This is a genomic window from Cryobacterium sp. TmT2-59, assembly GCF_004403545.1.
GTDB classification, from domain to species: domain Bacteria; phylum Actinomycetota; class Actinomycetes; order Actinomycetales; family Microbacteriaceae; genus Cryobacterium; species Cryobacterium shii.
On sequence record NZ_SOGM01000048.1, the window covers coordinates 1 to 21256 of the forward strand.

21 protein-coding genes are annotated in these 21256 nt (G+C 68.2%); 12 read left to right on the forward strand and 9 right to left on the reverse strand.

Translation table 11 applies throughout. The annotated features are described in order from the left end of the window. A partial coding sequence (locus tag E3T24_RS07925) for an FGGY-family carbohydrate kinase (RefSeq protein ID WP_241978651.1) occupies nucleotides 1-485 on the forward strand: 485 nt, incomplete at its 5' end. A 260-nt stretch (nucleotides 486-745) separates the two neighbouring features. Continuing rightward, a complete protein-coding gene (locus E3T24_RS07930) occupies nucleotides 746-1636 on the forward strand; it encodes a DUF559 domain-containing protein (protein WP_134365541.1) in 891 nt (296 codons plus the stop codon). 281 nt (nucleotides 1637-1917) lie between these two features. Here E3T24_RS07930 and E3T24_RS07935 read toward each other — a convergent pair whose 3' ends face one another. The 9 genes from E3T24_RS07935 to E3T24_RS07975 all read right to left on the reverse strand — a co-directional run bounded on the left by E3T24_RS07935 (nucleotide 1918) and on the right by E3T24_RS07975 (nucleotide 10484). Beyond that, nucleotides 1918-2484 carry a GNAT family N-acetyltransferase gene (locus tag E3T24_RS07935; RefSeq protein ID WP_160141035.1) on the reverse strand — a complete coding sequence of 189 codons (567 nt, stop codon included), beginning with the start codon at nucleotides 2482-2484 and terminating at the stop codon, nucleotides 1918-1920. A gap of 2 nt (nucleotides 2485-2486) precedes the next feature. Further along, complete coding sequence (trpS, locus tag E3T24_RS07940; RefSeq protein WP_134365543.1) at nucleotides 2487-3491, reverse strand: tryptophan--tRNA ligase; 1005 nt, start codon at nucleotides 3489-3491, stop codon at nucleotides 2487-2489. Between the two features lie 97 nt (nucleotides 3492-3588). Next, nucleotides 3589-4524 (reverse strand): exodeoxyribonuclease III, encoded by a 936-nt coding sequence (locus E3T24_RS07945; RefSeq protein WP_134434501.1) that lies wholly within the window; start codon nucleotides 4522-4524, stop codon nucleotides 3589-3591. A gap of 9 nt (nucleotides 4525-4533) precedes the next feature. Continuing rightward, nucleotides 4534-5634 carry a YihY/virulence factor BrkB family protein gene (locus E3T24_RS07950; protein WP_134365545.1) on the reverse strand — a complete coding sequence of 367 codons (1101 nt, stop codon included), beginning with the start codon at nucleotides 5632-5634 and terminating at the stop codon, nucleotides 4534-4536. A 101-nt stretch (nucleotides 5635-5735) separates the two neighbouring features. After that, complete coding sequence (locus tag E3T24_RS07955; protein WP_174235684.1) at nucleotides 5736-6503, reverse strand: succinate dehydrogenase iron-sulfur subunit; 768 nt, start codon at nucleotides 6501-6503, stop codon at nucleotides 5736-5738. Between the two features lies 1 nt (nucleotide 6504). Continuing rightward, a complete protein-coding gene (gene sdhA, locus E3T24_RS07960) occupies nucleotides 6505-8319 on the reverse strand; it encodes a succinate dehydrogenase flavoprotein subunit (RefSeq protein ID WP_134365546.1) in 1815 nt (604 codons plus the stop codon). 17 nt (nucleotides 8320-8336) lie between these two features. Beyond that, nucleotides 8337-8789, reverse strand: a complete 453-nt coding sequence (locus tag E3T24_RS07965; protein WP_134365547.1) for a succinate dehydrogenase hydrophobic membrane anchor subunit — start codon at nucleotides 8787-8789, stop codon at nucleotides 8337-8339. Between the two features lie 13 nt (nucleotides 8790-8802). Next, complete coding sequence (sdhC, locus tag E3T24_RS07970; protein WP_134365548.1) at nucleotides 8803-9216, reverse strand: succinate dehydrogenase, cytochrome b556 subunit; 414 nt, start codon at nucleotides 9214-9216, stop codon at nucleotides 8803-8805. A gap of 113 nt (nucleotides 9217-9329) precedes the next feature. Continuing rightward, nucleotides 9330-10484 (reverse strand): glycosyltransferase family 1 protein, encoded by a 1155-nt coding sequence (locus E3T24_RS07975; RefSeq protein ID WP_134434502.1) that lies wholly within the window; start codon nucleotides 10482-10484, stop codon nucleotides 9330-9332. A gap of 78 nt (nucleotides 10485-10562) precedes the next feature. Between E3T24_RS07975 and E3T24_RS07980 the strand changes: the two genes are divergently transcribed. From E3T24_RS07980 to E3T24_RS08025, 10 genes are all read left to right on the forward strand, one after another. Then, nucleotides 10563-11684 carry a sugar phosphate nucleotidyltransferase gene (locus E3T24_RS07980; RefSeq protein WP_134365550.1) on the forward strand — a complete coding sequence of 374 codons (1122 nt, stop codon included), beginning with the start codon at nucleotides 10563-10565 and terminating at the stop codon, nucleotides 11682-11684. A gap of 177 nt (nucleotides 11685-11861) precedes the next feature. After that, nucleotides 11862-12965: a BMP family ABC transporter substrate-binding protein gene (locus tag E3T24_RS07985; RefSeq protein WP_134410450.1), complete on the forward strand. Its 1104-nt coding sequence runs from the start codon at nucleotides 11862-11864 to the stop codon at nucleotides 12963-12965. Nucleotides 12966-13153: 188 nt separating this feature from the next. After that, entirely contained in the window at nucleotides 13154-14674 is a 1521-nt protein-coding gene (locus E3T24_RS07990) for an ABC transporter ATP-binding protein (RefSeq protein WP_134365552.1), read from the forward strand. Nucleotides 14675-14703: 29 nt separating this feature from the next. Further along, entirely contained in the window at nucleotides 14704-15930 is a 1227-nt protein-coding gene (locus E3T24_RS07995) for an ABC transporter permease (RefSeq protein WP_241978653.1), read from the forward strand. Further along, nucleotides 15927-17222 carry an ABC transporter permease gene (locus E3T24_RS08000; protein ID WP_134365553.1) on the forward strand — a complete coding sequence of 432 codons (1296 nt, stop codon included), beginning with the start codon at nucleotides 15927-15929 and terminating at the stop codon, nucleotides 17220-17222. Before E3T24_RS07995 ends, E3T24_RS08000 begins: the two co-directional genes overlap by 4 nt. Beyond that, entirely contained in the window at nucleotides 17219-17656 is a 438-nt protein-coding gene (locus tag E3T24_RS08005) for a cytidine deaminase (protein ID WP_134402347.1), read from the forward strand. The genes E3T24_RS08000 and E3T24_RS08005 overlap by 4 nt, the downstream gene beginning before the upstream one ends. A 2-nt stretch (nucleotides 17657-17658) precedes the next feature. Continuing rightward, entirely contained in the window at nucleotides 17659-18972 is a 1314-nt protein-coding gene (locus E3T24_RS08010) for a thymidine phosphorylase (protein WP_134365555.1), read from the forward strand. Nucleotides 18973-19072: 100 nt separating this feature from the next. Beyond that, nucleotides 19073-20167 (forward strand): adenosine deaminase, encoded by a 1095-nt coding sequence (locus tag E3T24_RS08015; protein WP_134434503.1) that lies wholly within the window; start codon nucleotides 19073-19075, stop codon nucleotides 20165-20167. Nucleotides 20168-20204: 37 nt separating this feature from the next. Beyond that, nucleotides 20205-20669: a PTS sugar transporter subunit IIA gene (locus E3T24_RS08020; protein ID WP_134365556.1), complete on the forward strand. Its 465-nt coding sequence runs from the start codon at nucleotides 20205-20207 to the stop codon at nucleotides 20667-20669. Continuing rightward, nucleotides 20666-20938: a PTS sugar transporter subunit IIB gene (locus tag E3T24_RS08025; protein ID WP_134365557.1), complete on the forward strand. Its 273-nt coding sequence runs from the start codon at nucleotides 20666-20668 to the stop codon at nucleotides 20936-20938. Before E3T24_RS08020 ends, E3T24_RS08025 begins: the two co-directional genes overlap by 4 nt. The last annotated feature ends 318 nt before the right edge of the window (nucleotides 20939-21256 follow it).

Sequence of the window (21256 nt, forward strand, 5' to 3'; positions counted from 1 at the left end):
CCTACTTCGTTCCCGCCTTCTCCGGCCTGTTCGCGCCGTACTGGCGTGCGGATGCCCGCGGCGCACTGGTCGGACTGACCCGGTACGTGAACAAGGGCCACATCGCGCGGGCCGCCCTCGAGTCGATCGCGTACCAGAGCCGCGAGGTGCTGGACGCGGTCAACGCCGATTCCGGAGTGCCGCTGACCGAGCTCAAGGTCGACGGCGGCGCCTCCGCCAACGACCTGCTGATGCAGTTCCAGGCCGACATCCTGGGCGTGTCCGTCGTGCGTCCGGTCGTGGCCGAGACGACCGCCCTCGGCGCCGCGTACGCGGCCGGGCTGGCGGTCGGCTTCTGGAACGACCTCGGCGAGTTGCGCGCCAACTGGCAGGAAGACGCCCGCTGGGAGCCGAGGATGGACGTCGCCGAGCGCGACCGCCTGCTGCGCAACTGGAAGAAGGCCATCACCAAGTCCCTCGACTGGGTAGACGCCGACGTCGTCTAGCGCCCCGCCCGCCGAGTTTCGGCATCCGCCACCCCAATCCTCACTTCCCCCACCTCGGTGGCCAACTCAGGAAAAGCGTCGCCCCGGCGATACCGGGCTGCGGAGCGGTGCGGCGGCATGACTCCGTCCGGCCGATCCTCCTGAATTAGCCACGGGACGGCAGGGAACCATGAGTTCTCCCCAGAGCTGGAACCCGGGACTTTCCCCCCGGTCTCCTGTGATCCGGCGGAAGACCCCGGAGGCTGCCCACACTGCTGGTCATGACCTGGGCCGACTACTTTCGCGTCAATAACCTGCAGATCGCCGAAACCGGAGCGCTGAACGCCGCCGGCGCCAACTGGCGCGTGCTGCGGGGCGCCGTCGAGAACGGCTTCCTGGTGAGAGCTCGCCGGGGCCACTATGCGCTTCCAGGTACGGATGCGCACATTCTGGAGGCGGTGAGGCTCGGCGGGCGACTGGCCTGCGTCTCCGCCGCGGCACATGCCGGGATTTTCGCGCTGGACAGCACCTTCGCGCATATCCACCTCGATGCAAACGCCTCACGGTTGCGGGCTCCGCACGACCGTTTGCAGCAGCTGACCGCCGACAACCGCGACGGCGTGGAACTTCACTGGGGTGGGCTGCTCGCTCCGACCGCGGGCACTGAGTTCAGCGTGGCGTTGACCGATTCGCTGGTTCAAATTTTTCGGTGCCAACAGCCACGATCCGCGATCGCTTCACTCGACAACGCCTTGCATCAGAGGCAGACTACGTCCCAGGACGTGACCGCCATTTTCGCCGCACTGCCTGGCGACCTTCAGTATCTGCGACCGCTGATCGACGCGCGCAGCGAATCCGGGCAGGAGACGCTGCTGCGCTTCGTCGTCAGGGAGGCCGGATTCGACTTCGACATCCAGGTGGAGATCTCGGGCGTCGGCAGGGTCGACATGGTCGTGGAGGGGCGGATCGTGGTGGAGGCCGACAGCAGGCAGCACCATGACGGGTGGGAGGCACACGTCCGCGACCGGTCCAGGGACCGTGTCCTCGCGGCGCTGGGCTACCTGAGCCTGCGGGTGCTTTACCGCGACATCGTCCACCACCCGGAACGAATCGTCGCCGCGATCACCGGACTCCTCTCGGCCACCGGCCACTTCCGCACGTTCATCGTCTGACCAGTACGTTTACGGGTTTGCGGCCGGGCGTCGAGTTCCAGACAGCCGGCCCCGTTCGCGCCCAACGCCTGTGGCTAACTCAGGAGATTCGCCGAAAAGCTGCGAGCGGCCCGTGAGATTCCGGGGCCGAAGAGCCAGAAAATGACGGTTGTCCTGAGTTAGCCCCACGCATGCCCTGAAGGGACGCCCAGCTGGACGCATTCGCCAGGCCGGTCAAGCCGTACCGCCGGGGCGACCGCAGACGCGGCAGACGCGGCAGGCGCGGCGGGAGCGGACACCCGCTAGCCGGCGACGCCGGCCGGCCAGCCGGGCTTCGGCGCCCGGTCGTCGGTGGCGCGCAGGCGCCCGTGCCAGGCCGGCGGGTACGTGCCGTCGCGGTGCACCTGCACGGCGGGGGCCTCTCCCGTGAACGTGAACCCGGCCCGCCAGGCGGTGCGCGAGGACGGCATGTTCCCGACCAGGCACTGCCAGTTAACCGTGGAGACGATGCCGTTGGCGAAGACCCAGTCGATGACGAGGCGCTGCGCCTCGGGGATGAGGCCGCGCCCCCGGTGCGGGGCCCCGAGCCAGTAGCCGAGTGACGCGTCCGGCACGCGGAAGCCGATCACGCCCAGTAGTTCGGGCGCATCGGCGGCCCGCACGGCCCAGGTGTACTCGAGGTCGGAGGCCCAGCCGCCGGGCACGTACTCCGCAATGAAGGAGTCCGCGTGCGCCCGGGTGTACGGCCACGGCACGGTGAGGTACTTCTCGAAGAGGGGATCCTGGCAGTACGCGAAGATCGTCTCGGCGTCCGCGGGGGTGGGCTGGTCCAGCCGCAGCAGCGGTGAGGACAGGTCGACCGGTTCCACGGCTAGCGGCGGGGAAGCAGGCCGACGCGGTCGAAGGCGCGCGCCAGCGTGGCGTTGGCGACCCCGGCGGCGCGGTCGGCGTTCAGCGCGAGGAGGCGGTCCAATTCGGCCGGGTCGTCGAGGAGCTCAAGCACCCGCGAGCGGATCGGGCCGAAGGTGCCGGTGACCACCTCGGCGAGCCCCTTCTTCAGGTCCCCGTAGCCGCGGCCGGCGTACTCGTCCTCGATCGACTGCACGGACCGCTCCGCCAGCACCGAGTAGATCGTCAGCAGGTTGGACACACCCGGCTTGTTCTCGCGGTCGAAGACCACGCCGCCATCGGCATCCGTCACCGCGCGCATGATCTTCTTCGCCGTCACCGCCGGCGCGTCGAGCAACCAGATCACCCCGGCGTGGGACTCGGCCGACTTGGACATCTTCGAGGTGGGGTTCTGCAGGTCGTAGATCTTGGCGGTCTCCTTGACGATGTCCGCCTCCGGAATCACGAAGGTGTCCCCGAAGCGCGAGTTGAACCGTGCCGCGATGTCGCGGGTGAGTTCGACGTGCTGGCGCTGGTCTTCGCCGACCGGCACGACGACCGTGTCGTAGAGCAGGATGTCCGCGGCCATCAGGATCGGGTAGGCGAACAGTCCGACCGTGGTGCCGTCAGAGCCCTGCTTGGCGGACTTGTCCTTGAACTGGGTCATCCGGCTGGCCTCGCCGAAACCGGTGATCGTGTTCAACACCCAGGCCAGCTGGGCGTGCGCGGCCACATGCGACTGCACGTACAACGTCGACGCCGACGGGTCGATGCCGCTGGCGATGTACTGCGCGGCCGTGCGCCGGGTGTTCTCCCGCAGCTTCGCGGGGTCCTGCGCCACGGTGAGGGCGTGCAGGTCCACGATCGAGAAGTACGCCTCGTGGGTCTCCTGCAGGGACTTCCAGTTCAGCAGCGCGCCGATGTAGTTGCCGATCTGGAGCGAGTCGGCGGACGGTTGCATGCCGGAGTACAGGCGGGGTTTGGTCATGTGATCAGATCTTTTCATAGCGTGTGGCCGCCGTCAGGACCGGCGGCGCGAGAGGGAGGGAAACCAAAGGGAGAGAGAAATTAGAGGGAGAGGGGAATCAGAGGGAGTAGTCGACGACTACGGGGGTGTGGTCGGACCAGCGCTGGTCGTAGGCCGCCGCCCGGTCGACGGTATAGTCGGTGACGGATGCCGCCAGCGCCGGCGTGGCCAGCTGGTAGTCGATCCGCCAGCCGGTGTCATTGTCGAACGCCTGGCCGCGCCAGGACCACCAGGTGAATGGTCCGTCCACGTCGCCGGCCCATTTGCGTCCCACGTCGACCCAGCCGAGGCCGGCCCCGGCGTTGTAGTCGGGTGCGTCTTCGGCGCCGACGATGCGGTCGAAGTAGGCGCGTTCCTCCGGCAGGAAGCCGGCCCGCTTGACGTTGCCGCGCCAGTTCTTGATGTCGAGCTTGCGGTGGCCCACGTTCAGGTCGCCGAGCACGACGGCCCGTTCACTGTGAGCGGCCAGTTCCGGCAGCCGGGCGAGCATGGCGTCGAGGAACTTGAACTTCTCGACCTGTTTCGGGGTGGCGACCTCGCCCGAGTGCACGTACGTGCTCACCACGGTGACCACCTTGCCGTTGACCAGGTAGTCGGCCTCGAGCCAGCGGCCCGCGCTGTCGAACTCCGTGGCGCCGAGTTCGACTCGGTGGATGGTGGCCGAGGAACGGCTGGCCAGGGCCACCCCAGCCCGGCCCTTCGCGGTCGCCGCGTCGTGCAGGATGTTCCACTCCGGGCCGAGCAGCCCCTCGAGGTCCTCGGTCGACGCGCGAACCTCCTGGAGGGCGAGGATGTCCACGTCCCGCTCGGCCAGCCAGTCGCCCATCCCCTTGCGGTAGGCGGCGCGCACGCCGTTCACGTTGACGCTGGCGATGCGGAGGCGCGTCGGGTCGGCAGCAACGGAAGCCGCGGAAGCCGCGGAAGCCGCGGACGCGGCGGACGAAGCAGGGTCGGAAGTGGCAGGTTCGGAAGCGGCGGTCGAAGCGGAAGGCATCCCCCGATTCTACTTTGGCTCTGGACCGGGGTCGCCGGCAGCGATCTCTGCGGCTCGCTTCTCGGCGGCGCGCAGGCGGCGCGCGGTGAGCAGGCGGCTGGGCCAGGTCGCGACGTCGTGTGCATTCCGGGCCTCCCGGAGCTCGGCCAGCACGACCACCCGGAGCGCCTCCTCTTCCTGCCGGAGCTTCTCCGCGGCAACCTCGTCCGCGCTGATCCGACGTGGCGAGAGTCCGGCGTCATCCATCCCGACGGCGATCCAGGATGCCGAGAGCAGCGTCAGCGTGCTGGTCAGGTTGAACCAGATCAGGAGCCCGATGATCACGGCGAATGTGGCGAGCAGCGGGTTGCGGCCGGCGCCGGCGAGCAGCGTGCTGCCGAGGATCTTGAGCACGCCCAGGCCCGCGGCGCCCAGGAGGGAGCCGGTGATGAGCTGGCGGAAGGGGATCCGCAGCCGGGACAGCACCCGGAACAGTGCGGCGAGGGTGATGGTGTCGATCACGAGCACGAGGAGTAGCCCGACCGAGCGGGCGGCCGCGTTGAACCAGAACGAATCCCGGGAGACGCCGACCAGCCCGAACAGCGCCCCGAGCGCCTCGGTGCTCGCGATGGAGATCAGCGCCGAGACCACGAGCACCACCGCGAACAGCAGGCCGAGGCCCAGCTCCCGCAACTTCACCCAGAGGACGAAGGTCTTGTCGGGCGGCATCCGGAAAATGGTGCGCACCGCCTGCGCCGTCGTCGAGAGCCAGCCGAGCACGGTCGCGAGCAGGCCGACCAGGGCGAGCACGCCGGACCAGCCGAAGACCCGGGCATTGGCCAGGTCGGTGGGGTCGATCACGCCGTCCTTGCCGATCAGCCCGGGAACGGACTGGTTGATGAAGGAGTAGAGCGTCAGCTCGAGGTCGGGGTTCGACGTGATCCACAGCCCGGCGATGGAGAAGACAAGCCACAGCGCCGCGAACGTCGCGAAGATGGCCTGGTAGGACATGCCGCCGGCGAGGATGGGCCCCCCGCTGTCCCCGAACCGGGTGTACACCCGCACGGGGCGCGAGCGCATGACCCGGTTGATCAGGGTCTTCGTGCGGTCGATGGCGGCGGGAGTTTTCACTTGTTCAGCCTAGGCGGCGGCCGTGCGGCCCGGAACGCGAAAAGGCCGGCCTCCCCACGACGAATGATCGTGGGGAGGCCGGCCTTTTGGAACCCGTTCGGTTACTTCGTTCCTCGCAGCATGGCCTGCTTGACCTCGGAAATGGCCTGGGTGACCTGGATTCCGCGCGGGCAGGCCTCGGTGCAGTTGAAGGTGGTGCGGCAGCGCCACACGCCTTCCTTGTCGTTGAGGATGTCGAGGCGAACGGCCGCATTGTCATCGCGCGAGTCGAAGATGAAACGGTGCGCGTTCACGATCGCGGCCGGGCCGAAGTACTGGCCGTCCGTCCAGAACACCGGGCAGCTCGACGTGCACGCGGCGCAGAGGATGCACTTGGTGGTGTCATCGAAGCGTTCGCGCTGGGCGACCGTCTGCAGGCGCTCCTTGCCGTCGGTGGGGGCGTTGTTGGCCACTAGGAAGGGCTGCACGGCGCGGAACGATTCGAAGAACGGCTCCATGTCGACGATCAGGTCCTTCTCGAGCGGCAGACCCTTGATCGCCTCCACGTAGACGGGCTTCGTGATGTCGAGGTCCTTGATCAGCGTCTTGCAGGCGAGGCGGTTGCGGCCGTTGATCCGCATCGCATCCGAGCCGCAGATGCCGTGCGCGCACGAGCGGCGGAAGCTCAGGCTGCCGTCCTGTTCCCACTTGATCTTGTGCAGGGCGTCCAGCACCCGGTCCGTCGGGTACATCTGCACGTCGAAGTCGTCCCAGTGCGGTTCGGCGTCTACCTCGGGGTTGTACCGGCGGATGATCAGCGTGACGGTGAAGGACTCGATCGCCTCCGGCACCACGGGGGTGGTCGAAGCGCTCACGGTTGCGGTACTCAACTCAGTACTTCCTTTCCATCGGCTGGTAGCGCGTGATGGTGACCGGCTTCCAGTCCAGCGCAATGTGGTCGGCCGCGTCGGCGGAGTGCGGGTCTCCGGTCAGGTAGGCCATGGTGTGAACCAGGTAGTTCTCGTCGTCGCGCAGGGGGAAGTCGTCGCGCATGTGGCCGCCGCGGCTTTCCTTGCGGTTGCGGGCGGAGAACACGACGACCTCGGCCAGGTCGAGCAGGAAGCCGAGTTCGACGGCCTCGAGCAGGTCGGTGTTGAACCGGCGGCCCTTGTCCTGCACGCCGATGTTCTTGTAGCGCTCGCGCAGGGTGTGGATGGTGTCGGTGACTTCCTTGAGCGACTCGTCGGTGCGGAACACCTGCGCCTTGGCGTCCATCATCTCCTGCAGTTCCTTGCGGAGCACGGCGATGCGCTCGGTTCCGGTCGAGGTGCGGATGCCCTCGAGCAGGTCCTTCACGAACGTCGCGGCGTTCGCGGGCAGCGGGGTGAAGTCGACGGTCTTGACGTACGCGACGGCGTTGTTGCCGGCGCGCTTGCCGAAAACGTTGATGTCGAGCAGCGAGTTGGTGCCGAGACGGTTGGAGCCGTGCACGGACACGCAGGCGCATTCGCCGGCGGCATACAGGCCGGGAACGACGGTGGTGTTGTTGCGCAGCACTTCCGCGTTCACATTGGTCGGGATGCCGCCCATCGCATAGTGCGCGGTGGGCATCACCGGAACCGGCTCGGTGACCGGGTCGACGCCGAGGTAGGTGCGGGCGAACTCGGTGATGTCGGGCAGTTTGGTCTCGAGCACCTCGGCGCCGAGGTGGGTGCAGTCGAGGTACAGATAGTCCTTGTTCGGACCGGCGCCGCGGCCTTCCGCGACCTCCTTGACCATGCAGCGGGCGATGATGTCGCGCGGCGCGAGGTCCTTGATCGTGGGGGCGTAGCGTTCCATGAACCGTTCACCGGCCGCGTTGCGCAGGATCGCTCCCTCGCCGCGCGCACCCTCCGTGAGCAGGATGCCCAGCCCGGCCAGGCCAGTCGGGTGGAACTGGAAGAACTCCATGTCCTCGAGCGGCAGGCCCTTGCGCCAGACGATGCCGACGCCGTCACCGGTGAGGGTGTGCGCGTTGGACGTGGTCTTGTAGATCTTGCCGAAACCGCCGGTGGCGAAGATGAACGCCTTCGCCTGGAAGACGTGCAGCTCGCCGGTGGAGAGGTCGTACGCGACGACCGCGGACGGCTGGTCGACGCCGTCGACCGGTGTCATGACCAGGTCGAGCACGTAGAACTCGTTGAAGAAGTTGATGCCGCGCTTGACGCAGTTCTGGTACAGCGTCTGGAGGATCATGTGGCCGGTGCGGTCGGCGGCGTAGCAGGCTCGGCGAACCGGGGCCTTGCCGTGGTCGCTGGTGTGGCCGCCGAACCGGCGCTGGTCGATCTTGCCCTCCGGCGTGCGGTTGAAGGGCAGGCCCATGTTCTCGAGGTCGATGACCGCGTCGATGGCTTCCTTGGCGAGGATCTCGGCCGCGTCCTGGTCGACGAGGTAGTCGCCGCCCTTGACGGTGTCGAAGGTGTGCCACTCCCAGTTGTCTTCCTCGACGTTGGCGAGGGCCGCGGCCATCCCGCCCTGCGCTGCACCGGTGTGCGAGCGCGTCGGGTAGAGCTTGGAGATCACCGCGGTGTTCGCGCCGGAGCCGGCTTCGATGGCGGCACGCATGCCGGCACCGCCTGCTCCCACGATCACGATGTCGAACTGGTGGTAGTGCACGCCGTCCACGATGGTGGACTCAGTGGGCGCGGTTACAGCATCCGTAGTCATTTGGGTGTTTGCAGCTCCTAGATGGCCGAGCAGAACGAAGGCAGAAGGTCGGCGGGTGAACCGGCCGGGCAGGGATCGAAGGTGAAGACCACGAGCGTGCCGAGGGTGATCAGGATCACGACGGCGGCCAGGATGGCGGACTTCAGGATGCCGCGGGTGAGCCGCTGCGTGGCGTAGTCGTTGACGATGGTGCGCATGCCGTTGCCGCCGTGGATCAGGGCGAGCCAGAGCATGATGATGTCCCACACGGCCCAGAACGGGGTGGTGAGCTTGCCCGCGACGAACGCGAAGTTGAGGGCGCTGACGCCCTCACCGACCATGAGGTTGACGAAGAGGTGGCCGAAGATGAGCACGACCAGCACGACGCCGGAGACGCGCATGTAAATCCAGCCCCATTTTTCCCAGTTCACGCCGCGCTTGCGCGGTGAACGGGCGTAGGGGCTGCGGGGAGCTTCGATTGTGGTTGTCATGAGTCTCCCCGTCCTATTCGCTGAACACGTTGATCAGGTGGCGCGGCGCGAAGCCGAGCATGGTGATGATCCAGAGCGCGATCACGACATAGAACATGACCTTCTGGTACTTGGCGTTCCAGAAGTCGATCAGGATGATCCGCAGGCCGTTGAACGCGTGGAAGACGATGGCCGCGACCAGCGCGACTTCACCGAGGCCCATGATCGGTGTCTGGTAGCTGCTGATGACCGCGTTGTACGCCTCAGGGCTCACGCGCACCAGCGCGGTGTCCAAGATGTGAACCAGCAAGAAGAAGAAGATCGCAACACCGGTAATCCGGTGCAGGACCCACGACCACATACCCTCGCGGCCCCGATACAGGGTGCCGGCGGGGCGACGCGATGTCGTCTTCTGCTGGGATGTCAGTGTCGCTGCCTGCTCTGGCATGACCAACCCTCCCTGGCTGAGTAGCGGCCTCGACGAATCAGGCCGACAATGCGCTGTGCGCACGTGTGACTATCCTAAGTCTCTCTGCGCCGAGATAAAACGCTCTCGGCCCGCTAGCGCTGCATTGATAGCGGAACCGCAACCGTTGCGCGCACGGCGGCCCGGTCGTCGATCACCGTTTCGTAGTGTCCGAGCAGCTGGTCGCAGACGTTCTGCCAGGACCGGCCGAGCACGCTCCGCCGTCCCGCCTCGCCCATCCGCAGCCGCAGGGCCGGGTCCCGGGTCAGCAGGGTGACGCACCGGCGCAGGTCCGATTCGTCGTCCGGGGCGAAGAGGAGGCCGTTCTCCCCGTGCGCGACCAGGTCGATCGGGCCGCCCGCGCGCGGGGCGACGACCGGGAGCCCGGCCGCGTGCGCCTCCTGCAGGGTCTGGCCGAAGGTCTCCTCGGTGCCGGCGTGCAGGAACAGGTCGAAGGCGGCGTAGGCGCGGCCCAGCTCCGCCCCGTCCAGTCGGCCGAGCCAGCTGACCGGCATCCCGGCGAGGGCGCGTTCGATGGCGGGCACCGAGGGCCCGTCGCCGACGAGGGCGAGACGGATACCCGGCACGCCCCGCAGCGCCCGGAACCGCTCCACCTGCTTCTCCGGCGCCATCCGGCCGACGTAGCCGACGACGAGTTCCCCGTTCGGGGCAAGCCGCTGCCGCAGCGCGGCGACGGCCGGGTCGGTGCGCCGGTTGGGGTGGTAGCCGGCCAGATCCACGCCGCGGGTCCAGCGGTCCAGCCGGCGCAGGCCGATGCGGCGCAGGTCCAGCATCGACGCCGTCGACGGGACCAGGGTGAGGTCGGCGCCCTCGTGCACCCACCTGACGAAGCGCCAGGCCGCGGCGGCGGCCGGGCCGAGGCCGTTGCGGCGGGCGTAACCGGCGACATCCGTCTGGAAAACGGCGACGCTCGGGATGTCCAGGCGGTTCGCCGCCGCGATCCCCTGGGCGCCGAGCAGGAACGGTGAGGCCGCGTGCAGCACGTCGGGGGCGAAGTCGGCCAGCAGCCGGTGCACCTGGGGGCTCGGCATGCCCACCGGGAACTGCCGGTACCGCGCCGCCGGCACGCTGTGCACGGGGAACCCCGCGTAGGCGGCCGGGGCCCCGGTGGGCGCGATCACCATGGCCTCGTGGCCGGAGCGCGCCAGGTGATCGAGCACCTGGCAGACGCTCGTGGTGACGCCGCTGACGGTGGGCAGAAAGCTTTCGGTGATGAGTGCGACCCGCATGCCGCGAGCGTAGGGACTCACCCGGTCGGGCCGGTGAACGCACCCTTAACAGTGGTGCCCAGACGGTAGTCTGGCCCAATGTCAGACTCCACGGATGCCCTCGGCCGCTTCTACAGCGTGATCCCCGCCGGCGGGATCGGATCGCGGCTGTGGCCGCTCTCGCGCGCTGACGCGCCGAAGTTCCTGCACGACCTGACCGGTTCCGGCCAGACCCTGCTGCGCGACACCTGGGACCGACTCGCCCCGCTGTCGGGCGACCAGCGCATCATGGTCGTGACCGGGCGCGCGCACCGCGCCGCCGTCGAGGCGCAGCTGCCCGAGCTGGCCGACCACAACGTGGTGCTCGAGAGCGAACCGCGGGAATCCACCGCGGCGATCGGGCTGGCGGCCGCCATCCTCGAGAAACGCGAACCCGGCGTGATCATCGGCTCCTTCGCCGCCGACCACGTGATCAAGAGCCCGTTCCACTTTCGCCAGGCCGTGGTGGAGGCGGTGGCCGCCGCCGACGCCGGCTACATCGTCACCATCGGCATCCGTCCCACCGAACCGGCCATCGGTTTCGGCTACATCAAGACGGCCGGCGCGCTGCAGATCGAGAAGGCCGCCAGCGCGCTGTCGGTCGACTCCTTCGTGGAGAAGCCTGACCTCGACACCGCCAGGGAATACCTGGCAGACGGCCACTACCTCTGGAACGCGGGCATGTTCATCGCCCGGGCCGACCGGCTGCTCGAGGAGATCGGGGCGGCCGAGCCTGAGTTGCTCGCCGGCCTGCTGGAACTCGCCGACGCCTGGGACACCCCGCGCCGCGGCGCCGTCGTCGACCGGATCTGGCCGCGCCTGAAGAAGATCGCGATCGACTACACGGTGGCGGAGCCGGTCGCGGCCCGCGGCAAGCTCGCCGTCATCCCGGGCCAGTTCGACTGGGACGACGTGGGGGACTTCGCGTCGATCGCCAAGATCCACGCGAATGGGCGCAAGCGCGACCTCGCCATCCTCGGTGAGGGCGCGCGCGTGCTCGCCGACTCGTCCAGCGGCATCGTGGTCAGCCACACCGGCCGCATGATCGCCCTGATCGGGGTGGAGGACATCGTCGTGATCGACACCCCTGACGCCCTCCTGGTCACCACCAGCGCCAACGCCCAGAAGGTCAAGGCCGTGGTCGACGCGCTGAAGCTCTCCGGTAGCAGCGACGTGCTCTGACCGACACTGCTCGCGCTTTCACCCCCGATCGGGGCTGATTTCGACCGGGCTGGGCCCAGGGTTCATAACCATTCGGCCACTGTCTGAGTTTGCTCCTTTGAGCAGTGAAACATTCGGTAACGTGTAGTCCAATACAGCCCCCTGCGGACCCGCGCCGGGCGATCATTGGAGGTCATCTTGACAATCACGAAACGTAAGGCCGTTTTCAGCGGACTTGCCACGCTCGGCGTGGTGGCCCTGCTCGCAGCCTGTGCCCCGGCTCCGACCAATGACAATTCGAGCGACGGCGCCGCGAAGTCCGATTATCTTCCCTGCATCGTCTCCGACTTCGGCGGGTTCGACGACAAGTCGTTCAACCAGTCCAGCTTCGAGGGCATGACCCAGGCCGCGGACGAACTGGGTGTCAAGTTCCAGCAGGCCGAGTCCAAGTCGGAGGACCAGTACGGCCCGAACGTCAGCAGCATGGTCGATCAGGGCTGCAATTTCGTGCTCACGGTCGGGTTCGCCCTGGCGAACGCCACCCGCGACGCGGCCAAGGCCGCTCCGGACACCCACTTCGCGCTGATCGACTCCGCGCTCACCAACGACGACTTCAGCCCGCTGACGCTCGACAACGTCAAGCCGGTCCTGTACGACACCGCCCAGGCGTCGTTCCTCGCCGGTTACCTCGCGGCCGGTACCACCAAGACCGGGATCGTCGGAACCTTCGGCGGACAGGAATTCCCGTCGGTCACCATCTTCATGGACGGTTTCTACGACGGCGTGAAGTACTACAACTCGAAGAAGGGCACCGACGTCAAGGTCCTCGGCTGGGACAAGGGCGTGAACCCCGGTACATTCGCGGGTAGCTTCGATGACATCAACCAGGGCAAGGTCCTCAGCACCGGTCTGATCGACCAGGGTGCCGACATCATCCTCCCCGTCGCCGGCCCGCTCTTCCAGGGCACCGCGCAGGCCATCCAGGACTCCGGCAAGGACGTCGCCATCATCGGCGTCGACAGCGACCTGTTCGAGACGACTCCCGAGTTCGCGTCGCTGTACCTCACCTCGGTGCTCAAGCAGATGACGGATGCCACCAAGAAGATCATCGTCGACGACGGCAACGGCGAGTTCTCAGCTGACCCCTACGTCGGAACGCTGAAGAACAAGGGCGTGGACATCGCCCCGCTGCACGACTGGGAATCCAAGGTCGACCCGGCCCTGGTGACCGAGATCGACGCCATCAAGGCCGACATCATCAGCGGCAAGCTCAAGGTGGAGTCGCCCGCCACGCCCAAGTAGGCGGCGCGGCGTACCGAGAGTGACCCGGGGAGGTCTGCATCAGTGCAGGCCTCCCCGGCTGCGTTAGGCCGCGGCTGCTGCCGCGCTGCGGACGAGCAGAACGCCCACAGATGAGCGAAGTCCCGCACGACCTGCAACATATGAGCAAGCGCGACAACTTTCGTTCGCTACTGAATAGAATCGACCACATGAAGCTCGAACTTCGAGGCATTACGAAGAAATTCGGTGCCCTGGTTGCGAATGACCACATTGACCTCACCGTCGAGGCCGGAGAAATCCATGCGCTGCTCGGCGAAAACGGCGCAGGTAAATCGACCCTGATGAACGTGCTCTACGGCCTGTACCGGGCCGAGGAGGGCGAGATCCTGCTCGATGACAAACCGCAGCACTTCGCCGGACCCGGCGACGCGATGGCTGCCGGGATCGGCATGGTGCACCAGCACTTCATGCTGATCCCCGTCTTCACGGTCGCCGAGAACGTCATGCTCGGCCACGAGGAGACCCGGGCCGGCGGACGCCTCGACCTGGCCGCGGCCCGCACGCACGTGCGCGAGATCTCCGACCGGTTCGGCTTCGACGTCGACCCCGACGCCCTCGTCGAGAATCTCCCCGTCGGCGTGCAGCAGCGGGTCGAGATCATCAAGGCGCTGTCCCGCGACGCGAAGGTGCTCGTCTTCGACGAGCCCACCGCCGTGCTCACGCCCCAGGAGACGGACGAGCTGATGGCCATCATGCGCCAGCTCAAAGCCAACGGAACGTCCATCGTCTTCATCACCCACAAGCTGCGCGAGGTGCGCGAGGTCGCGGACCGCATCACGGTCATCCGCCTGGGCAAGGTCGTCGGTGAGGCCTCGCCGACCGCGACGAACGTGGAGCTGGCCTCCCTGATGGTCGGCCGCGCGGTCGACCTCACCGTCGACAAGGGCCCGGCCGTGCCCGGTGAAGCCGCCCTCTCGGTGAAGAACCTCACCGTGCTCGATCCGCACGGCCAGATCCTGGTCAACAACGTCAGCTTCGACGTGCACAAGGGCGAGATCCTCGCTATCGCCGGGGTGCAGGGAAACGGCCAGACCGAACTCACCGAGGCCCTGATGGGCCTGCAGCAGCGGGTCTCGGGGGAGATCACCCTCGACGGCAAGTCCTTGCGCGGGCACTCGGTGCGCCAGGTGCTCGACGCCGGAGTCGGCTTCGTGCCGGAGGACCGCAACGAGGACGGCCTGGTCGGCGAGTTCACCATCGCCGAGAACCTGATGCTCGACCGCTCGAACGCGAAGCCGTTCGTGAAACGGTGGAACGTGCAGCGCTCCGCCCTCGCCGACTTCGCCCGGGCCAAGGTCAAGGAGTTCGACGTGCGCTCCCAGGGGATCGAGACACCCGTCGGTCGGCTGTCCGGCGGCAACCAGCAGAAGGTCGTGCTCGCCCGCGAACTCAGCCGCGACCTGCGCCTCTTCGTCGCCGCCCAGCCCACCCGCGGGCTCGACGTCGGCTCCGTGGAGTTCGTGCACGAACGCATCGTCGCGACCCGGGATGCCGGCACGCCCGTGATCGTCATCTCGACCGAACTCGACGAGGTCGCCGCCCTCGCGGACCGGATCCTGGTCATGTACCGCGGGCGCATCATCGGCATCGTTCCCGGCGACACCCCGCGCGCCGTTCTTGGTTTGATGATGGCCGGCGAAGCGCCTGCCGGAGAAGGAGCTGCCGCGTGAGCGCGACACAGGGTCACCCGACCGAAGCCGTGACGAAGACACGCCCGCCCGAGCAGTCCCGCTGGGACCGGGCGTTCCGCGAGATCACCACCGGCAACGCCATCATCTCGGTGCTCGCCGTTGTGCTGGCCCTGCTCGTGGGCGCCGTGATGATCGCCTTCACCAACAAAGACGTGCAGGCCGCGTCCGGCTACTTCTTCTCCCGGCCGACCGACCTGCTCGGTGCGATCTGGAACGCGGTGGCGGGCGCCTACTCCGCCCTGTTCCAGGGTTCGGTCTACAACTTCCGCCGGCCGAGTTTCGCCGCGGGAATCAAGCCGCTGACCGAGACCCTCACCTTCGCAACCCCGCTGATCATGGCCGGCCTGGGTGTCGCGCTCGGCTTCCGGGTCGGCATGTTCAACATCGGCGGGCGCGGCCAGATGCTGATCGCGGCCGCCCTCGGCGGCTGGGTCGGCTTCGCGGTTGACCTGCCTTACGGCCTGCACATGGTGGCGGCGCTCGTCGCCGGCATCCTCGGCGGTGCGCTCTGGGGCGGGATCGTCGGGCTGCTGAAGGCCCGCACGGGGGCCCACGAGGTGATCACCACCATCATGCTCAACTATGTGGCGTTCTATCTGGTCAGCTACCTGCTGCGCGACGGCTTCCTGAAGACCCCCGGGTCGAACAACCCGAAAAGCCCCGCGACCCAGGCCACGGCGGTCTTCCCCGACCTGCTGGGCCCGACCTACAGCCTGCACTTCGGCTTCATCCTGGCCATCGTCGCCACCATCTTCACCTGGTGGCTGCTGTCCCGGTCCAACCTGGGCTTCCAGTTCCGGGCGGTCGGGCTGAACCCGCACGCGGCCCGCGTCGCGGGCATCAGCGTCAAGCGGATCTACGTCTACGCGATGCTGCTCTCCGGCGGGCTGATCGGCCTGGCCGGCATCAACCAGGTGCTGGGCACCACGACCAGCGGCTTCGGCGCCGGCCTCGACTCCGGCATCGGCTTCGACGCGATCACCGTCGCGCTGCTCGGCCGCTCGAAGCCGTGGGGCGTCTTCGCCGCCGGCATCCTCTTCGGCGCGTTCAAGGCCGGAGGCTTCTCGATGCAGGCGGCGGAGGGGGTGCCGATCGACATCGTGCTGGTCGTGCAATCCCTGATCGTGCTGTTCATCGCGGCCCCGCCGCTCGTGCGGGCCATCTTCCGCCTGCCCGCACCGGGCACCACCCGCCGTGCACTCCCCAACGTGACCCAGGAGGTGGCCGCGAAATGAGCATCGCAACCCCGGCCGTCCAGCCCATTCAGCCCGCCGCCCCCCAGGACGCAGACTTCGAGGTCGTGCGGAGCTGGAAGGCACCGATCGCCCTGTCCATCTTCACCGTGCTGTCGTTCCTGCTCCTGGTCGTCTTCGGCCGAACCGGCATCAGCACGTTCCGCCTGTCCACGACCAGCGACCTGATCCAGCTGCCCGAGGTGGAACTGCCCACCCAGCTGACCGGCATCGTGATCAGCGTCCTGCTGCTCCTGATCACCGTGATCAGTGCCTGGCTGGTGCGGTCGAGGGCCAGGGTTCCGATCTGGTTGATCGCCGTCTTCGCGGTTCTGGTCCTGATCGGCTTCCTCTCCTGGGCCGCGGCGGACAAGACCATCCCGGTGCCGGGCCTGCTCTTCGGCGCGATCAGCCTCGCCGTGCCGCTCATCTTCGGCGCCCTCGGCGGCGTCATCTCCGAACGCGTCGGCGTGGTCAACATCGCCATCGAGGGCCAGCTGCTCGCGGGCGCGTTCACCTCCGCGCTGGTCGCCTCCCTGACCAATCAGCCCCTCCTCGGGCTGGTCGCGGCGATGTTCGCCGGCGTGCTCGTCTCCATGGTGCTCGCCTCATTCTCGATCAAATACTTCGTCGACCAGGTCATCGTCGGTGTCGTGCTGAACGTGCTCGTGATCGGTCTCACCGGCTTCCTCTACTCGCAGGTGATGGCGCCCAACGCGGCCACCCTGAACCAGCCGCCCCGGTTCGAGCGCATCAACATCCCGCTGCTCAGCGAGATCCCGATCATCGGCCCGGTGCTCTTCCGCCAGACGCTGATCGTCTACATCATGTACGTGGCCGTCGCCGTGGTGTACTACGGCATCTTCCACACCAAGTGGGGACTGCGCCTCCGCAGCGTCGGCGAGCACCCGCAGGCGGCCGACACCGTGGGCATCAACGTGGCCCGCACCCGCTTCTGGAACGTGTCGCTCGCGGGGGCCATCGTCGGCCTCGGCGGGGCGTACTTCACGCTCGGCTCGGTCGGGGCGTTCGGCAAGGAGATGACGGCCGGAGCCGGATTCATCGCCCTCGCCGCCGTGATCTTCGGCCGCTGGGACCCGATCCGGGCCACCCTGGCCGCCCTCCTGTTCGGCTTCGCCAGCAACCTGCAGAACGTGCTCAGCATCATCGGTTCCCCGGTGCCGAGCGAGTTCATGCTGATGCTGCCGTACCTGGTCACCATCTTCGCCGTGGCCGGTTTCGTCGGCACGTCGAGGGGTCCCGCGGCATCCGGCAAGCCCTACATCAAATCATGACCGGGGTGGGCGCCGACGCGCTGCCCCTGGCGGGCGACATCGACTGGGCGACGCTGCGCGAGGCGGCGACGAACGCCATGGGCAAGGCCTACGTGCCGTACTCCAAGTTTCCGGTCGGCGCCGCGGCGCTCGTCTCTGACGGGCGGGTGATCAGCGGATGCAACGTGGAGAACGCCTCCTACGGCCTCACCCTCTGCGCCGAGTGCGCCCTCGTCTCCGTGCTGCACCTGACCGGCGGCGGCCGGCTGGTCGCGTTCACCTGCGTGGACGGCAACGGCCGCACGCTGATGCCCTGCGGCCGCTGCCGCCAACTGTTGTACGAACACTCCGCGCCGGGCATGCTGCTCGAGACCGTGTCGGGTCTGCGCACCATCGATGAAGTGCTGCCGGACGCCTTCGGGCCGAGGCAGCTCGCCGAATACCAGGAAGAGTAACCGTGAGCACCAGCCCGAACCGGATCGAAGCCTTCGACGCCGTGGACCTGATCCACACCAAGCGCGACCGGGGCGCACTCCGCACCGAGCAGATCAACTGGCTGATCGACGCGTACACCCGCGGCTACGTCGGGGACGAGCAGATGGCCGCCATGACCATGGCGATCTTCCTCAACGGCATGGACCGCCGCGAGATCAAGGACCTCACGATGGCCATGATCAACAGCGGCGAACGGATGAGCTTCGCCGGCCTCGGCAAGCCCACCACCGACAAGCACTCCACCGGCGGGGTCGGCGACAAGATCACCCTGCCGCTGATGCCCCTCGTGGCGGTCTTCGGCGCGGCCGTGCCGCAGCTCTCCGGCCGCGGCCTCGGCCACACCGGCGGCACCCTGGACAAGCTCGAGTCGATCCCAGGCTGGCGCGCCAACCTCACCAACGACGAGATGTTCCGGCAGTTGCGCGACACCGGCGGGGTCATCTGCGCCGCCGGCCGCGGGCTGGCCCCGGCCGACGGCAAGCTCTACGCCCTGCGCGACATCACCGGCACGGTCGAGGCGATTCCGCTGATCGCGTCCTCGATCATGTCCAAGAAGATCGCGGAGGGCACCAGCGCCCTCGTGCTGGACGTGAAGTTCGGCTCGGGCGCCTTTCTGAAGGACATCGACCGCTCCCGTGAGCTGGCCCGCACCATGGTGGCCCTCGGCGAGGACGCGGGAGTGGCGACATCCGCCCTGCTCACCAACATGAACGTGCCCCTCGGGTTCGCGATCGGCAACGCCAACGAGGTGCGGGAATCCGTGGAGGTGCTCGCCGGCGGCGGCCCGGCCGACGTGGTCGAGCTGACCATCGCCCTGGCGACGGAGATGCTCGACCTCGCCGGCATCACCGGCGTCGACGTGGCCGCAGCGCTCACCGACGGACGCGCCATGGACAAGTGGCGCGAGGTGATCCGGGCGCAGGGCGGCGACCCGGATGCGGCGCTGCCGGTGGCCCGCGAAACCCACGTCGTCACCGCCGACCGCGACGGCGTGCTGGTCGAGCAGCAGGCGCTGCCGTTCGGCATCGGCGCCTGGCGGCTCGGCGCGGGCCGCGCCCGCAAACAGGACCCCGTGCAGCACGCGGCCGGCATCGACCTGCACGCCAAGCCGGGCGACACAGTGCACGCCGGTCAGCCGCTGTTCACCCTCAGCGCCGACGAGCCCGAGCGCTTCGCCCGAGCCCTGGAGGCCGTGGCCGGCGCTTACCGGATCGGCGACCCCGGCGAGCCCGTGCTCGACGGCGGCCCGCTGATCGCCGAGCGCATCGGCCGCTGACAAGACGCTGCCGGTTCGGGCGGGTTCTGGAAAACAGGAAGACTCCCGGACCCCGCCCGGGTAGATTAGGGGGGTGAACAAGAGCCCTGAGGACTACCTGATGCCCGGTGCCGGCACGAGCATCAACGCCCTGCCCAAGATCTCGCTGCACGACCACCTCGACGGCGGACTGCGCCCCCAGACCATCATCGAACTGGCCGAACCGATCGGGTTCGCACTGCCGACGACGGATGCCGCCGCGCTCGGCACCTGGTTCGCCGACCAGGCCGATTCCGGCTCCCTGGTCGAGTACCTGAAGACCTTCGACGTCACCACCGGGGTCATGCAGACCCGGGAGGGCCTGGTGCGCGTCGCCCGTGAATTCGTCGAAGACCTCGCCGCCGACGGCGTCATCTACGGGGAGATCCGCTGGGCCCCGGAGCAGCACCTCACCCGCGGCCTCACCCTCGACCAGACCGTCGAGGCGGTTCAGGAAGGCCTGGAGGCCGGCATCGCCCTGGTCGCCCAGGCCGGGTCCCGCATCCGCGTCGGCCAGCTGATCACCGCCATGCGCCACGCCGACCGCGGCCTCGCAATCGCGGAGCTCGCCGTGAGGCACCGCGGCAACGGCGTCGTCGGTTTCGACATCGCCGGGGCCGAGCTGGGCTTCCCGGCCCACAACCACAGGGACGCATTCGACTTCCTCGCCAAGGCGTTCATGCCCGTCACCGTGCATGCGGGCGAGGCCGACGGCCTGGAGAGCATCCGTGGGGCCCTGTTCGACGGCCGCGCCTTGCGCCTGGGTCACGGCGTGCGCCTGGCCGAGGACATCGAGATCGGCCGCGAAGACGAGGAGAACACCTACGTCACGCTCGGACCGGTCGCCCAGTGGGTGCGCGACCGTGAGATCGCGCTCGAGCTCAGCCCGTCGTCCAACCTGCAGACCGGCGCCATCGCCGCCTGGGGCGACGACCTGCTTGACCACCCGTTCGACCTGCTGTACCAGCTGGGCTTCCGAGTCACGGTCAACACCGACAACCGCCTGATGAGCAACACCAGCCTCACCAAGGAACTGGCCCTGCTCAGCGACGCCTTCGGCTACGACGAAGACGACCTCGAGGTGTTCCAGTTGAACGCGGTCCAGGCCTCGTTCCTGCCCCTGGACGAACGGGAAGACCTGGCGGACGCGATCGTCGCCGGCTTCGCGACCGTCTGACCACCCTGGAAACAGCTCTGAACCCGTGAAAGCTCCCATGCCACTGCCCCCACTGCCCCTCGAAGCCATCGCGATCGGCGTGCACGTCAGCGACTGGCGCGCAGCGGTCACCGCCGCCGGCGACGCCCTCGAACGCTCCGGCTCCACCGGACCCGAATACACCCGGCGCATGATCGCCGTCATCGACGAGTTCGGCGCCTACGTGGTCATCGCCCCCGGGCTCGCGCTCGCGCACGCCCGGCCCGGCCCCGACGTGCACTCGGAGGGTCTCAGCATCGTCACGCTGGCCGAACCGGTCCCGTTCGGGCATCCGCACAACGACCCGGTCAGTGTCGTGCTCGGGCTGGCCGTCACCAGCTCCGACGAGCACGTGCTGCTCGTCGCCGAACTGGCCAATGTGTTCAACGACCCGGCCGTCATCCCCGCGCTGGCTGCGGCAACGGATGTCGACACCATCCGTTCGCTCCTCGGCGTGAGCGCGGCCATCGAGGAGTCCTCATGAAGATCGTCGCCCTCTGCGGGGTGGGGGTCGGCACCTCCGCCATCCTCAAGGTCAATGCCGAGCGGGCGCTCAAGCGCCTCGACATCGAGGCCGACGTGACGGCCACGGACATCGCCGGCGTCAGCACCATCGGGGCCGACGCGCAGGTCATCCTGACGTCGTCCGAGCTGGTCGCCGCGATCGGCAAGACCAACGCCGACATCGTCGTGATCGACAACTACTTCGACGTGGACGAGCTCACCGCGAAGCTCGAAGTCGCCCTGGGCTAATCCCCCCGTCCCTTTCCCGGTCCGTCCCCCTCCCGGTCCGTCCCGTCCCGTCCCGTCCCGGTCCGTCCCCCTCCCCTTCCCGGTCCTTCCCATTCCCGGCGCTTCCCTCGGGCTCGTGTGGGCTCCGGCCCACTGCCCACCTCCGCCGAGCCGTGAGTACTCCTCCCCAAAACTCATGTTTCAGGGGCGTTGCTCACGGTTCGGCGAGCACGCGCGGTCTCGTCCCGGGCCCGCCGCGGTCCCGTCCCGCTCGGGCACGCCGCGCGGGTCGCTCGGGTGCGCCGCGGTCCCGTCCCGGGCGCGCCGCGCGGGTCCTGC

Coding starts and splice junctions, on each gene's coding strand:
- E3T24_RS07930 (WP_134365541.1), top strand. CDS start 746: ATGACCTGGGCCGACTACTTTCGCGTCAATAACCTGCAGATCGCCGAA.
- trpS (WP_134365543.1), bottom strand. CDS start 3,491: ATGACCAAACCCCGCCTGTACTCCGGCATGCAACCGTCCGCCGACTCG.
- E3T24_RS07945 (WP_134434501.1), bottom strand. CDS start 4,524: ATGCCTTCCGCTTCGACCGCCGCTTCCGAACCTGCCACTTCCGACCCT.
- sdhA (WP_134365546.1), bottom strand. CDS start 8,319: ATGACTACGGATGCTGTAACCGCGCCCACTGAGTCCACCATCGTGGAC.
- E3T24_RS07965 (WP_134365547.1), bottom strand. CDS start 8,789: ATGACAACCACAATCGAAGCTCCCCGCAGCCCCTACGCCCGTTCACCG.
- sdhC (WP_134365548.1), bottom strand. CDS start 9,216: ATGCCAGAGCAGGCAGCGACACTGACATCCCAGCAGAAGACGACATCG.
- E3T24_RS07975 (WP_134434502.1), bottom strand. CDS start 10,484: ATGCGGGTCGCACTCATCACCGAAAGCTTTCTGCCCACCGTCAGCGGC.
- E3T24_RS07980 (WP_134365550.1), top strand. CDS start 10,563: ATGTCAGACTCCACGGATGCCCTCGGCCGCTTCTACAGCGTGATCCCC.
- E3T24_RS07990 (WP_134365552.1), top strand. CDS start 13,154: ATGAAGCTCGAACTTCGAGGCATTACGAAGAAATTCGGTGCCCTGGTT.
- E3T24_RS08000 (WP_134365553.1), top strand. CDS start 15,927: ATGAGCATCGCAACCCCGGCCGTCCAGCCCATTCAGCCCGCCGCCCCC.
- E3T24_RS08005 (WP_134402347.1), top strand. CDS start 17,219: ATGACCGGGGTGGGCGCCGACGCGCTGCCCCTGGCGGGCGACATCGAC.
- E3T24_RS08015 (WP_134434503.1), top strand. CDS start 19,073: ATGCCCGGTGCCGGCACGAGCATCAACGCCCTGCCCAAGATCTCGCTG.
- E3T24_RS08020 (WP_134365556.1), top strand. CDS start 20,205: ATGCCACTGCCCCCACTGCCCCTCGAAGCCATCGCGATCGGCGTGCAC.
- E3T24_RS08025 (WP_134365557.1), top strand. CDS start 20,666: ATGAAGATCGTCGCCCTCTGCGGGGTGGGGGTCGGCACCTCCGCCATC.